Origin of the sequence: Brevundimonas subvibrioides (genome assembly GCF_027271155.1) — a bacterium.
In the GTDB taxonomy this organism is placed as follows: domain Bacteria; phylum Pseudomonadota; class Alphaproteobacteria; order Caulobacterales; family Caulobacteraceae; genus Brevundimonas; species Brevundimonas subvibrioides_D.
This window is the reverse complement of sequence record NZ_CP114542.1, coordinates 1,854,041-1,867,714: the sequence shown is the minus strand read 5'-3', so window position 1 is coordinate 1,867,714 and position 13,674 is coordinate 1,854,041. Positions and strand designations below refer to the sequence as shown.

General features: G+C 67.4%; 10 protein-coding genes. 5 read left to right on the top strand and 5 right to left on the bottom strand.

Features of this window, described 5'->3' with window-relative positions; translation table 11 throughout:
- Nucleotides 1–52: 52 nt before the first annotated feature.
- Nucleotides 53–2,749, bottom strand: a complete 2,697-nt coding sequence (locus tag O3139_RS09455) for a ribonuclease E/G (protein WP_269513825.1) — start codon at nucleotides 2,747–2,749, stop codon at nucleotides 53–55.
- 497 nt (nucleotides 2,750–3,246) lie between these two features.
- Here O3139_RS09455 and O3139_RS09450 point away from each other — a divergent pair, with 497 nt between their 5' ends.
- The 3 genes from O3139_RS09450 to prfB all read left to right on the top strand — a co-directional run bounded on the left by O3139_RS09450 (nucleotide 3,247) and on the right by prfB (nucleotide 8,224).
- On the top strand, nucleotides 3,247–4,461 hold the full coding sequence (locus O3139_RS09450; protein WP_269513824.1) for an N-acetylmuramoyl-L-alanine amidase family protein: 1,215 nt from the start codon (nucleotides 3,247–3,249) through the stop codon (nucleotides 4,459–4,461).
- A 105-nt stretch (nucleotides 4,462–4,566) separates the two neighbouring features.
- On the top strand, nucleotides 4,567–7,026 hold the full coding sequence (locus O3139_RS09445) for a penicillin-binding protein 1A (RefSeq protein WP_420022310.1): 2,460 nt from the start codon (nucleotides 4,567–4,569) through the stop codon (nucleotides 7,024–7,026).
- A 75-nt stretch (nucleotides 7,027–7,101) separates the two neighbouring features.
- A protein-coding gene (prfB, locus tag O3139_RS09440; protein ID WP_269513823.1) for a peptide chain release factor 2 occupies nucleotides 7,102–8,224 on the top strand; the annotation gives its coding sequence in 2 pieces (ribosomal slippage) (nucleotides 7,102–7,170 and nucleotides 7,172–8,224; 1,122 coding nt in all).
- A gap of 46 nt (nucleotides 8,225–8,270) precedes the next feature.
- Here the strand turns inward: prfB and O3139_RS09435 are convergent.
- From O3139_RS09435 to tyrS, 4 genes are all read right to left on the bottom strand, one after another.
- Entirely contained in the window at nucleotides 8,271–8,846 is a 576-nt protein-coding gene (locus O3139_RS09435) for a bactofilin family protein (protein ID WP_269513821.1), read from the bottom strand.
- Nucleotides 8,836–9,981, bottom strand: coding sequence for a peptidoglycan DD-metalloendopeptidase family protein (locus tag O3139_RS09430; RefSeq protein WP_269513820.1), 1,146 nt, complete (start codon nucleotides 9,979–9,981; stop codon nucleotides 8,836–8,838). The genes O3139_RS09435 and O3139_RS09430 overlap by 11 nt, the downstream gene beginning before the upstream one ends.
- A gap of 186 nt (nucleotides 9,982–10,167) precedes the next feature.
- Nucleotides 10,168–10,623 carry a peroxiredoxin gene (locus O3139_RS09425; protein ID WP_269513818.1) on the bottom strand — a complete coding sequence of 152 codons (456 nt, stop codon included), beginning with the start codon at nucleotides 10,621–10,623 and terminating at the stop codon, nucleotides 10,168–10,170.
- 13 nt (nucleotides 10,624–10,636) lie between these two features.
- Entirely contained in the window at nucleotides 10,637–11,893 is a 1,257-nt protein-coding gene (gene tyrS, locus O3139_RS09420; RefSeq protein WP_269513817.1) for a tyrosine--tRNA ligase, read from the bottom strand.
- An 82-nt stretch (nucleotides 11,894–11,975) separates the two neighbouring features.
- On the opposite strand from tyrS, the gene O3139_RS09415 reads away from it, so the two are divergent.
- A complete protein-coding gene (locus tag O3139_RS09415) occupies nucleotides 11,976–12,470 on the top strand; it encodes a DOMON-like domain-containing protein (protein ID WP_269513816.1) in 495 nt (164 codons plus the stop codon).
- Nucleotides 12,467–13,669 carry a DUF1343 domain-containing protein gene (locus tag O3139_RS09410; RefSeq protein ID WP_269513815.1) on the top strand — a complete coding sequence of 401 codons (1,203 nt, stop codon included), beginning with the start codon at nucleotides 12,467–12,469 and terminating at the stop codon, nucleotides 13,667–13,669. The genes O3139_RS09415 and O3139_RS09410 overlap by 4 nt, the downstream gene beginning before the upstream one ends.
- The last annotated feature ends 5 nt before the right edge of the window (nucleotides 13,670–13,674 follow it).

The following is a 13,674-nucleotide window of genomic DNA, read 5'->3' as shown; positions in this document are numbered from 1 at the left end:
CCAACTCCTTCGACCGGCGCCCCCGCCTCGTCTTCATGATCAATCTAGGCCGTCACGAGCCCAGACGCCACCACCCACGCTTGGGCTTGACCGGGGGTGCGGTGATCTGCGCCGGGTCATTGGCGATGATGTCGGACAGATCCGCCTCGGGCTTCGGCGGTTCGACGGCCTCGACCAGGACGGCTGGCTCGGGTTCGACCGCGACCGGTTCGGGCCCGGCAACCGGCTCCGGGGCCTCTGCCTCTGCAACGAAGGCGATCTCCGGCTCCATCGGGGACGCGGCGTCTTCGGCATCGGCCTGATCGAGCGCGTCCGACGTGGTCTCGGCAACCGAAGACGTCTTGCGACGCACGCGGCGGCGTTGCGGTTCCGCGGTCACGACCGGGGCAGGGGCCTCGGAGGCGTCGTCAGCCAGCATGACGGCCATCGGTGCGTCGATCGACCCGTCGGCGGGCATACCCTCGCTGGTGGCGCGGCCCTCGACCTTCAGATCGTGCGGCGTGGCGCGCTCGCCGCCCCGACCGCGACCCCGGCGACGACGACGCGAGCGGCCGCCTTCGCGATCGCCGGCGATCTCGCCTTCGGGCCGTTCGCCAATCCGTTCCTCGATGTCACCTCGGGTCTGGACCGGGGCGGATGAGGCGGCAGGACGTTCACCCCGTTCGGCACGGGCGGGCGGGTTCAACGGGTCGAACCAGACGTAGGGGTCTTCCAGAGAGGGCGTGCGGCCGCGAACCCAGAAGAAGTCGCTCGACCCGGCAGAGGCTGTATCGCCGTCCTCGCGGACCCGGCGACCACCGCGACGTCCGCGGCGGCGGCGGCGGCCCGCCTCGCTGTCATCGTCATCATCGGACGCGACGCCTTCGACCACGGCATCGGCGGCGATCGGCGCCGCTTCCTCGTCACGGCGTCCACCGCGACGGCGACGGCCGCGACCCCGGCCCCGCTCGCCCTCGACCCGCTCGGGGCGCTCGGCGCGTTCGCGCGGTTCGTCGTCGTCGTTGTCCTCGCGGTCGAGATCGTCTTCGTCGTCGACGATGAAGTCCTCGTCGTCGTCATTGTCGTCGTCGTCGCTGTAGGCGGAATCGTCGAAATCGTCGTCGAGGTCCGCCAGTGACACGACAGCCTCGGGGGCGACGAAGTCCTCGTTGGTCTCGGTGCGTTCGATGGCGCTCTCGCCCTGACCGAGGCGGTCGTCGATCTGGATGATGACGGCCAGGCCGCGACGCTCCAGCATGCGCTGCAGATAGTCGCGCTTGTGGTTCAGGATGTAGAGGGCGACGGCGGACGAGACCTTCAGATTGATCGAACCCGCGCCGTTCTTGCCGGCTTCGATGTCGACGGCGCGCAGCACCATCAGGGCGGCGCTTTCGGCCGAGCGGACCCGACCGGCGCCCTGGCAGTGCGGGCAGACTTCGGTGGCACCTTCCAGCACGCCGAGGCGGCGACGCTGGCGGCTGATCTCCATCAGGCCGAAGCCGGAGATGCGGCCCATCTGGATCCGGGCCCGGTCGAAGCTGAGCTCGTCCTTCAGGATGCGTTCGACGGTCCGGTTGTTCTTGGACTCGTCCATGTCGATGAAGTCGATGACCACCAGGCCGGCGAGGTCGCGCAGGCGCAGCTGGCGGGCGGCCTCGACGGCGGCTTCGCAGTTGGTCTTGAAGGCCGTGGCCTCGACATTGCGTTCCTTGGTCGCACGCCCCGAGTTGACGTCGATGGCGACGAGCGCCTCGGTCTGGTTGATGACCAGGTAGCCGCCGGATTTCAGCGGCACGACCGGCTGGTGAATCTGCGTCAGCAGCTCCTCGATGCCGTTGGCGGCGAACAGGGGCCTCGATCCCTGATAGAGATGCACCTTCTTTGCCTGGGAGGGCATCAGCACGCGCATGAAGTCGCGGGCTTCCTTGAAGCCCTCCAGGCCTTCGACCTGGATGCCGTCGAAATCCTTGTCGAACATGTCGCGCACGGCGCGGCGGACGAGGTTCTCTTCCTCGTAGATCAGCGAGGGGGCGTGGGAGGCGAGGGTGGTCTCGCGGATCGTTTCCCACAGGCGCAGCAGGTATTCGTAGTCGCGCTTGATCTCGGCCTTGGTGCGTTTGGCACCGGCGGTCCGGATGATCAGACCCATGCCGCGTGGCACGTCCAGGGCGGCGGCTGCGGCCTTCAGGCGCTTCCGGTCCGTGGCCTGGGTGATCTTGCGGGAGATGCCGCCGCCCTTGCCGGTGTTGGGCATCAGCACGCAGTAGCGTCCGGCCAGCGACAGCCAGGTGGTCAGGGCCGCGCCCTTGCCGCCACGCTCGTCCTTGACGACCTGGACCAGCAGGATCTGGCGGCGCTTGATGACGTCCTGGATCTTGTAGCGACGCATCAGGCGACGCTTCAGGCGTTCCTCCTCGGCCATCCCGCCTTCGGAATCGCCGTCGTCGCTGTCGCGGGCGTTCTCGTCGTCATGATCGTCGTCGGCCGAGTGCGCCTCGGCCATGATGGCTTCGCGGTCGGCGGCCGGGATCTGGTAGTAGTCGGGGTGGATTTCGTTGAAGGCCAGGAAGCCGTGGCGATTGCCGCCGTATTCCACGAAGGCCGCCTGCAGGCTGGGTTCTACGCGGGTGACCTTGGCGAGGTAGATGTTGCCGCGAAGCTGGCGCTTGGTCTTCGACTCGAAGTCGAATTCCTCAACCTGGCGGCCGTCCACGATGGCGACGCGGGTTTCTTCCGCGTGCGCCGCATCGATAAGCATGGTCTTTGACATTGAAGATTTCTCTCTGGCGCGCTCTGCCGGGACCTGAAGAGGCCGGGGCGGCTCGCCGAACGGGGTAAGGGGCCGGCGCGTGCATCATCCCGTCGTCGCGGCGAACGCCGGACACGACTGCGACCGGCCCTGTCGGGGCGGTCGATCGGAGGGAGAAGCAGGCGGAAAAGCCCATGGGGTCTGGTCGGTCCTGGACCCGTGGGCGCTGGATCAGCGTCGCAAGGTCGGGGGTAGGCCCGGCCCCGTCGATCTGTCCGGGACTAACCGGTCGATCCGCGAGGGCGGGAGTGGGGTGCCGCGCCGGGGCCGCGCCAGACCGTCGATGCGGCGGCGCGATCGTTCGCGAACGGATACAAGCATAGGCATGCCGGGTGTGAATGAAAAGCCACGATAGTCCAGCCGTCCGGTTTCGTGGCTGTGCTTAACCCAATTCAAACCGCGATCTGGCAGGCTGCGCCTCTGGATCAAGGTGGGTCGCCGTCGGAATGCGCGCGTCGATGCGTTTCAAACTCTCAGACTGGAGTGTCCGTGACTGGGCGCTGACGGTGCTTGCGCTCGTCGTGCTGGCGGCCGTCCTTCTGGCCGGCAGCCGGTCGATGGCGACCGGGGCTGCGGGCGATGTTCTGGGTGTGCGGTTCGGCGGGGATGCCGATCACACGCGCGTCGTCATCGACCTGGGTCGCTCGGCGCGAGGCGAGGTCATCGAATCCGGCGGGGCGGGGCGGGTGGTCCTGACCCTGGCCGGCGTGGGGTCCGGCCGCGGCGTGGACGGAACCGGATCGGGTCTGGTCCGCGACTGGCGCGTCAGCCCGTCGGGCACCGCTTCGCGGCTTCAACTGGCCCTGGGACGCACAGCCCGGATCGAGCGGCGGTTCCTGCTGCCGCCCGGCGACGGCGTCACCCACTATCGCTACGTCATCGACATCACATCGACCGGGGGCGCAGTCGCCGGCACCACGACGCGACCCGCCGCGACCCGCGCCCCGATGCGCGCCGAGCGTCCGCTGGTGGTCATCGATGCCGGACATGGCGGACATGATCCCGGGGCCCTCGGTGCCCATCGGTCCGAGAGTTCCGTGACCCTGGCGGCCGCCCTGGCGCTGCGCGACGAGCTGCTGCGGACGGGGCGCTACCGGGTACAGCTGACCCGTGAGTCGGATGTCTATGTCGACCTGTATCGTCGGGTCCGTATCGCCAGACAGGCGGACGCCGACCTGTTCATCTCGCTGCATGCCGACGCGGGGGCCGACCCGGCGACGCGTGGTGCATCGGTCTATACCCTGTCCGAACAGGGTGCGAGCCGGGCTGTGCGCGAGGTGACGCGCGGCGACAACTGGCACCAGGACCTGCACCTGCCCGGGCGGGATCCGTCGGTCGATCGCATCCTGCTCGACATGACCCAGCGCGCCACCCAGAATCGCTCGGCCCAGTTCGCCCGTGTGCTGCTGACCCATCTTGAGGCGGCAGATCATCCGTTGCTGCGCCGCAGCCATCGTGACGCGGGTCTGGCCGTTCTGCTGGCTCCGGATGTTCCGGCCGTCCTGCTGGAGATGGGCTTCATCACCAACCCCGATGACGAGCGCGCCCTGGGCGACGCGACCGAACGCCGGCAGCTGGTTCGCGCCGTCGCCGAGGGCATCGACCGCTATTTCAGCCAGACGTCCGCGCCCTTGCAGATGGCGGCGCTGAACAGTGCGGGGGGCGTGCCCTAGGGCGGGATTGATTTCCCGGCAGGAACCTTCGCGGTTCGGTCTCGAACGATCATCCTCTAGCGAAGCACCGCGACCCCGGCTAAACCCGTCAGCGACCGTCGGATCATGCGACGCGCGGTCGGGTCGTTGGAGTCTGCGGTGAAGGTTGCCGAACGCTGGTTCGTGATGGCGGGTGTGGCCCTGTTGGGGGCGATCGCCCTGGCGGGGCTCATTGTCGCCGTCTATGCGGCCTGGCTCTTCCACGACCTGCCCGACGCGTCCGAGCTGGCGGACTATCGTCCGGCCACCGCGACGCGGGTCTATGCCGGGGACGGCACACTGATCGGCGAGTTCTCGGACGAGCGGCGCATCTATGTGCCCTATGAGCAGATCCCGCCGCTGGTGGTGAAGGCCTTTCTGGCGGCGGAAGACCGCAACTTCTTCCAGCACGGCGGCATCGACGTGTCGGGCCTCGGCCGCGCCATGCTCAAGAACGTCCTGAACGCCGCGACCGGGCGACGCCTGGAGGGTGGCTCGACCATCACCCAGCAGGTGGCCAAGAACGTCCTGCTGACGAACGAATCGAGCATCGGCCGGAAGCTGAAGGAGGCCATCCTTTCCAGTCGTCTGGAAACGACCCTGTCCAAGGAGCAGATCCTCGAGCTGTATCTGAACGAGATATTCCTGGGTTATCGCTCGTATGGGGTGGCTTCGGCCGCCTACAACTATTTCGGCAAGTCGCTGGAACAGCTGACGCCGGACGAGGCGGCCTTCCTGGCGGCCCTGCCCAAGGGGCCGAACAACTATCACCCCAAACGCCACCCCGCCGCCGCCAAGGGCCGGCGCGACTGGGTGCTGGGCGAGATGGCCCAGAACGGATTCATCACCCAGGCCCAACTGGTCGAGGGTCGTGCCCGCCCCCTGAACGCCCAGGCCGCCCCGCGCCGGGCCGAGTATCAGGACGCCGATTTCTTCGTCGAGGAAGCGCGCCGTCAGGCGGCGGCGAATCCGGACTTCGGCCGCGAACTGAACGCCGGCGGCTTCTATATGCGCACGACGCTGGATCCGTCGCTGCAGACGGCGGCCCGCGACGCCCTGATGCGTGGCCTCGAGAATTATGACCGTCGGCATGGCTGGCGTGGGGCCTGGGGCACGACCGATTTCGCGCCCGGCTGGCAGGCCGTGGCGCTTCGCCAGCAGGCACCGCCGGAACGCCGCGAATGGCGAGCTGCTGCGGTCGAGAGCGTGTCGGGTAACACGGTCCGGGTCCGCACCGCGCGTGATGACGATACCGGCACCCTGCTGACGGCCGATGCGGCCTGGGCCAATGCCAGCCGTCCGCTGCGGCGCGGCGACCTGATCTTCGTCGAGCCCCGGGCGGGTCAGTTCGCATTGAAGCAGGTCCCGGCCGTCAACGGAGCGCTCGTGGCGATCGAGCCCCAGTCGGGGCGGGTTCTGGCGATGGTCGGCGGTTACTCCTATGCCCTGTCCAGCTTCAACCGCGCGACCCAGGCCCAGAGACAGCCGGGATCCTCCTTCAAGCCCTTCGTCTATGCGGCTGCGCTGGAAGGCGATTTCACGCCCGCCTCGATCGTCGTCGATGGACCGATCAGTTTTGCCGGGGGGCCGAACGGTCGCCGCTGGACACCCGAGAACTACAGCCGCCGCTACTACGGCCCCTCGACCCTGCGCCGGGGGCTTGAGCTGTCGCGCAATGTGATGACCGTTCGTCTTGCCGACAGCATCGGCATGCAGAAGGTCGTCGATCTGGCGGCCCGGATGGGCGTGGCCAGCAATCTGCAGCCGAACCTGTCCGTCTCGCTGGGTGCGGGAGAAGTCACCCCCTACAATCTGACGGCCGCCTATTCGGCCTTTGTGAACGGCGGCCGGCGGGTGAACCCCTATCTGATCGAATACGTCCAGGACCGCGACGGCGAGACCATCTACCGCGCCGATCAGCGGCGGTGCCGGGACTGTACGCGCGCCTTTGCGGGCCAGGCCTCGCCGTTCCTGGAGCCGCGCGGCACCCAGGTCATCGACCCCATCACCGCCTATCAGATCAGCTCCATGCTGGAGGGCGTGGTCCAGCGCGGGACGGCCGCCAGCGCCCGTGGCCTGGGGCGTTGGGTCGGGGGCAAGACGGGGACGACCAACGAGTACCGCTCCGCATGGTTCGTCGGCTTCACGACCGATATCGTGGTCGGGGTTTTCATCGGCTTCGACGACAACCGGTCGCTGGGTTCCGGCGAGGCCGGTGCATCGGCCGCCGTGCCGGTGTTCATCGACTTCATGGAGGACGCCCTGAAGGAACGGCCGGCCCGTCCGTTCGTGCGTCCGCGCGGGGCCATCTTCCGCACCGTCAACGGCATCGAGGAAGCGTTCCGGCCCGGCACGGAACGCCGTCGCGAGGACGAGCGCCAGGCCGAGGAGGCTGCCACTCCGGAGGGTCCCCAGAGCTACAATGACGTCATCCAGCGCGAGGCCGAGGCGGCGGCCGGCGTGACGTCTGGGCAGACCGCCCAGCCGACCTCTCCACCACCGCCGACCAGACAGGAACCCGCCGAGGACTTGAGCGGGCTGTACTGACGGCCTAACTAGACCCCCATGAGCGGCGCGCCATCCGGCGCGCCGTCTTCTTTTTTGCATTCGCAGGAGTTCGCGATGAGACCGGATGTCGAGGCCATGAAGGCCGACATCGAGCAGAGCGTCGCTCTGCTCAGGAGGCGTCTTTGACTGGGATGTCGCCAACCGAAAGCTCGATGAGCTGAACGCGCGGGTCGAGGACCCGACGCTGTGGGACAGGCCCGACGAAGCCCAGGCCGTCAGCCGCGAGCGCTCGAAGCTGGAAGCCCAGATCAATACCGTCAAGGGCATGGAGCGCGACCTCGAGGACGGCATCATGCTGGCCGACATGGCCGACGAGGAAGGCGACGAGGCGACGCTGGAAGAAGCGCGGGCGCAGCTGAAGGCCATCAAGGACCGGGCGGCTCGCGCGGAGCTGGAGGCGCTTCTGTCCGGCGAGGCCGACGGCAACGACGCCTATCTGGAAGTGAACTCCGGCGCGGGTGGCACCGAGTCCTGCGACTGGGCCGGAATGCTGCTGCGGATGTATTCGCGCTGGGCCAGGGCGCACGGCTACGAGGTCGAGATCGAGGCGTCGGAAGACGGCGATCAGGCCGGGATCAAATCGGCGACCATCCTGGTCAGCGGCCCCAATGCCTATGGCTGGCTGAAGTCGGAATCCGGCGTACACCGGCTGGTGCGGATCAGCCCCTACGACGCGGCGGCCAAGCGCCACACCTCGTTCGCTTCGGTCGGGGTCTCGCCGGTCGTGGACGACACCATCGAGATCGACATCAACCCGGCCGATGTGCGGACCGATACCTATCGCGCGTCAGGATCCGGTGGCCAGCACATCAACAAGACGGACTCGGCCGTGCGGTTGACGCACATTCCGACCAACACCGTCGTGGCCTGCCAGGCTGGACGCTCGCAGCATCAGAACCGGGAACAGGCCTGGAAGATGCTGCGCGGGCGTCTGTACGAGCTGGAGCTTCAGAAGCGCGAGGCGGCGGCGCAAGCCCTGGCCGATGCCAAGACGGATATCGGCTGGGGGCACCAGATCCGCAGCTACGTCCTGCAGCCCTACCAGATGGTCAAGGACCTGCGGACCGAGGTCGAGACGTCGGACACCCAGGGGGTGCTGGACGGCGATCTGGACGCCTTCATGGGCGCGGCCCTGGCGGCGCGGGTCGGAGAGACCCGCGGCTCCACGGTGGATTAGGGCGACAGATTTCCCTCCCCCGAGGGGGAGGGAAAGTCTGGACCGTCTAGACCGTCTTGAGGTCGATGACCTGGGGTGCGGGCTCGGCGGGCGCGGGGGCCGGGGCCGGCGGAGCCTCGAAGGCGGTCGGAGCCGGGCGTGGCGCGGGCCCGGCGGCTGCCGGGGCCTCGCGGCGGCTCTGCAGGACGCGGCCCTGGAAATAGGCACCGATATCGATCGACAGCTGCTCGGCGGTGATGTCGCCGTCGACATAGGCGGTCGAGACCAGCTTGACCTGCTTGCCGTTCACGCCGCCGACGATGCGGCCGCGGACCTCGAGGTAATCGGCGGTGACGTTGCCCTCGATGGCTCCGGTCTCGCCGACGATCAGCCGGCCGACGCGGACGTCGCCCTTGATCGACCCATCCACCTGCAGGTCACCTGCTCCCGAGACATTGCCTTCGAACTGCAGGTCCGACGACAGGGTTGACAGGCCACGCGAGGACGCGACCGGGGACGCCGCTGGCGAGGAGGCCGAGCGGTTCATGCCGGGCGAGGGCAGGTCGGGCAGCGGCGGAATGGGTATGGCGCTCGATGGACGTTCGGGCGTGGTCGGCGCGGGGGCTTTCGGCTTATTGAACAAGTTGATCTCCGGCTCTCATGAAGCGTGCGGGGTTCTGGGGTCGGCCATCCATCCATACCTCATAGTGCAGGTGGACGCCGGTCGAGCGGCCTGTCGTGCCCATGGCTCCGATCCGTTGGCCCAGCGCGATGCGCTGGCCGGGCTGGACGGCCATGGAGTTCAGATGGGCGAAACGGGTCTTGAAACCGTGGCCATGGTCTATCTCAATGGTGTTTCCATACCCTGAACGAACCCCGGCGAAAGACACGATGCCGGGAGCGGTTGAGTAGATCGGCGTGTTCAGGGGGGCGGCGAAGTCCTGGCCCTGATGCACGGCGGGCCGGCCGTTGAACGGATCGAAGCGGACCCCGAAGCCCGAGGTCGTGCGCGACTGGGTCGGCCGGGCGAAGGGAAGGTCCTCGGCCGCATCGGCCAGGCGGCGCATGTCGGTCAGGTTGTCGGCGGCGTGCCGGATGCGCACGGCGAAGGGCTCGTCCACGTCAAGAATGGTGGCCAGGGCCTTGGGATCACCGGCCTCGATCAGCGGGCCACCCAGGGCCGACCCGTCGGCACCGTAGACGGCGGGGTTGAGCCCTGCGAGGCGGAAGGCCAGACGCAGGCGTTCGGCACGGGTCTGGGCAAAATCTCCGGCCCGTTCGATCAGGCGTTCCTGGTCCATGCGGACCGCAACGATGCGCTGGATGGGGCCGGCCTGGCCCGGCGCGGGCGGCGTGGCGGGTGTCAGGACCGTCTCGGCCCCCTGGACGCCATGGAACATGGTCATGACGCGGGTCAGGGCCGCGTGGCGACGCTCGACCATGCTGGCCATCTCATCCAGTCCACCGGTCGTGGCCGACATGCGGACGACGGCGGTTTCCAGCCGCGCCTGAAGGTCGGCGTTGAGGCGCTCGGAAGCGGCCCGCGCCCGAACGACCTCGTCGTCAGCGCGGCTTCTGGTCACCATGTCGAAGATGAAGCCGCCGGACGCGACCAGGGTCCAGCCCGCCACCACGATCCCGGCCGCAGCCAGCAGCATCTGACGTCCGCTGGTCAGAACATACCCACGCGTCTCGCCGGCGGTGCGGAGAAAGACATGCCGCTCCGGAAACCAGCGATCGATCAAAGAGTGCCTGATCACTCCCTGTTCTTCAGCCATCGTAACACGCCCCCATGTACGGGGCGGACTATCCTGCAACTGTCAAGCTGCCGCAATAGCGTTCGTGCAGTCTTAACCATGATGGCGTACTGACGATCCGCGAACGAATCTATTCGAAACCAGATTCGCGTGTCAGGCGTTTTCAGATAGACTGTATACGCATCAATACAGGCGATACCTTCACGTTCAGAGCGCCTTTGCAGCGGCCAGAACGGCGTCCGCATGCCCCTTGACCGACACCTTGCGCCAGACCTGACGGACCGTTCCTGACGCGTCGATCAGGAAGGTCGCGCGCTCGATGCCCATATAGGTCTTGCCGTACATGCTCTTCTCGACCCAGACGCCATAAGCCTCGGTGACGCCGGTCTCCTCGTCGGAGGCCAGGGTGACCTTGAGGTCGTATTTGGCCTTGAACCGGTCGAGCTTCTTTACCGGATCCTTCGACACGCCGATGACCGTGACCCCGGCGGCGGCGAAGGCGTCGGCGTGTTCGGTGAAGTCCTTCGCCTCATTGGTGCAGCCGGGCGTGTCGGCCTTGGGGTAGAAATACAGGACCGTAGGGCCGGACAGGGTGGCGCGGGCACCGCCGTCGGCGGGCATGTCGAAGGCGGGGGCTTTGGAGCCCGTGGTGATCTCGGTCATGTCTCTTCTCCGTTCAGACGAGGCGGACGAGCAGGAGCTTCTTTTTGCCTGCCGCCAGTTTGATGACGCCGTCGGCGTTGACGTCGGACGCCTCGATAAGGCGTGCGCCGTCGGCGATCGCCTCGTCATTCAGTCGCAGGCCGCCACCCTGGGCCAGACGTCGCGCCTCGCCGTTGGAAGCCGTCAGTCCCGCACGGGTGGCGACGGCGGCCAGCATGGCTCCGAGCACTTCAGACGAAGGCAGGTCGATGGTCGGCAGATCGGCGGACAGGGTCCCGCGCTCGAATGCGCCTTCGGCGGCGGCCCGGGCAGAGGCCGCAGCGTCCGCGCCGTGCAACATCGTGGTCGCGGCGTCGGCCAGGGCCTTCTTGGCGTCGTTGATCTCGGCACCCTGCAGGGCCTCGAAGCGGGCAATTTCGTCCAGCGACAGGTCGGTGAACAGGCGCATGAAGCGGCCGACGTCGCCGTCCTCCGTATTGCGCCAGTACTGCCAGTAGTCGTAGGGGCTGAGCTGTTCGGCGTTCAGCCAGACCGCGCCCTGGGCCGTCTTGCCCATCTTGCCGCCGGAGGCCGTGGTGAGCAGCGGCGTCGTCAGGCCGAAGGCGGCCTTGCAGTCTACGCGGCGGACCAGGTCGACCCCGGAGACGATGTTGCCCCACTGATCCGATCCGCCCATCTGCAGGGTGCAGTTCACACGCCGGTTCAGCTCCAGGAAGTCCACCGACTGCATCAGCATGTAGTTGAACTCGAGGAAGGTCATCGGCTGCTCGCGTTCCAGCCGCAGCTTGACCGAGTCGAAGGCCAGCATCCGGTTCACCGTGAAATGGGTGCCGTAGTCGCGCAGGAACTGGATGTAGCCATAGGTCGACAGCCAGTCGTCGTTGTCGATCATGATCGCATCGGACGGCCCGTCGCCGAAGGTCAGGAATTTCTCGAACACGGTACGGATCGAGGCGATGTTGGCGGCGATCGTTTCGTCGGACAGGTGGGGGCGCGACGCGTCCTTGCCGGTCGGATCGCCGACCTTGGTCGTGCCGCCACCCATGATGACGATGGGACGGTGACCGGCCTGCTGAAGCCGACGCAGCATCATGATCTGGATCAGGCTGCCGATGTGCAGGCTGGGGGCCGTGGCGTCGAAGCCGATGTAGCCTGTGACGACGCCCGCGACGGCCGCCGCATCCAGCTCGGCCGGATGTGTGATCTGGTGGATATAGCCGCGCGCCTGGAGGGTTTTCAGGAAAGCGGACTGGAAGGCGGGCTCGGTCATCGGATCAGGCTTGGCTTGGGAGGGGAGTGGCGTGTAGCACGGGCCTATGGAAGCGCGAACAGCCCCGGTTCCGACGGCAATCTTGCAGCCGCATCCCGACACCACCAACGCGCCTGCGAGAGGCGTTGAGGTTCATGTCGAGCGGGACGGCCTGCTGCTTTGGCTGCGTTTTGTGGTCGAGGGCGAGGTCGATAGAATCGCCTGGCCCCTTGAAGCGAGGCAGGGACGGGCCGACGATCTGTGGCGGCATACCTGTTTCGAGGTCTTTGTGGCTTCGGACGACGGCTATGTCGAATACAACCTCTCGCCATCGACCCGTTGGGCATCCTATCGCTTTGATGGTCCTCGCGCCGGGATGCGAACGGCAGAAGAGGTCGCGACCGTGGAAGGACTCGACGGTGCCTTCGACATGGTCGCACTCGAGGCGCGGATTGAACTGCCGCATGGTGCGCGTCGGCTTGGTCTTTCAGCCGTGATAGAGACCGTCGACGGCGAGATGAGTTACTGGGCACTGGCCCATCCGTCCGATAAGCCGGACTTTCATCATCCCGACTCCTTCATCCTGGACCTGCCATGAAGTTCGGCATCGACCGCGTTCTGTCCGAGCCCGAGTTGCTCGCCGCGCTGAAGGGGCGGCGGGTGGCGCTGCTGGCGCATCCGGCCTCGGTGACGGCGGACCTGACCCATTCGGTCGATGCGCTGATGGCGGCGGGGGTCAACCTGACCGCCGCCTTCGGGCCCCAGCACGGGATGAAGGGCGACCTGCAGGACAATATGATGGAGAGCCCGGACGAGACCGACCCGGTCCACGGCTTTCCGGTCTTCAGCCTGTACGGCGAGGTCCGGCGGCCGACGGCGGCGTCGCTGGAGACGTTCGACGTCATCCTGATCGACCTGCAGGACCTGGGTTGCCGCATCTACACCTTCATCACGACCCTGCTCTATGTGCTGGAGGCGGCAGCCGAGCACGGCAAGGCGGTCTGGGTGCTGGATCGGCCCAATCCGGCCGGTCGACCCGTCGAGGGCACCACCCTGCTGCCGGGATGGGAGAGTTTCGTCGGGGCCGGGCCGATGCCGATGCGGCACGGCATGACCCTGGGCGAACTGGGCCACTGGTTCATCGATCACTTCAGGCTGGACGTCGAGTATCGCGTCATCGCGATGCAGGGCTATGACCCCGAGGCCGGGCCCGGGTTCGGCTGGCCGCTGGGGGAAAGGGCCTGGATCAACCCCAGTCCCAATGCGCCCAACCTGTCGATGGCGCGCGCCTATCCGGGCACGGTGATGGTCGAGGGGGCGACCCTGTCGGAAGGCCGGGGCACGACCCGGCCGCTGGAGCTGTTCGGTGCCCCCGACATCGATGCCCGCGCCGTGATCGCCGAAATGCGGGCGCTGGCGCCGCAATGGCTGGGCGGCTGCGTTCTGAGGGACATGTGGTTCGAGCCGACCTTCCACAAACATGTCGGCACCCTGTGTTCCGGGGTGCAGATCCATGTCGAGGGGCCGGGCTATGGCCACGCGGCGTTCCGGCCGTGGCGGGTCCAGGCGCTGGGCTTCAAGGCGATCCGGCTGCTTTATCCCGACTACGCGCTGTGGCGGGATTTTCCTTATGAGTATGCCTTCGGCAAGCTGCCGATCGACGTCATCAACGGCGGGTCGGGCCTGCGGGAATGGGTCGATGACGCCGAGGCGACGCCCGGCGATCTGGACGCGATCGCCGGACCGGACGAGGCGGCCTGGATCGAGGCGCGGCGGCCGTTCCTGCAGTACGGTTGAAACGG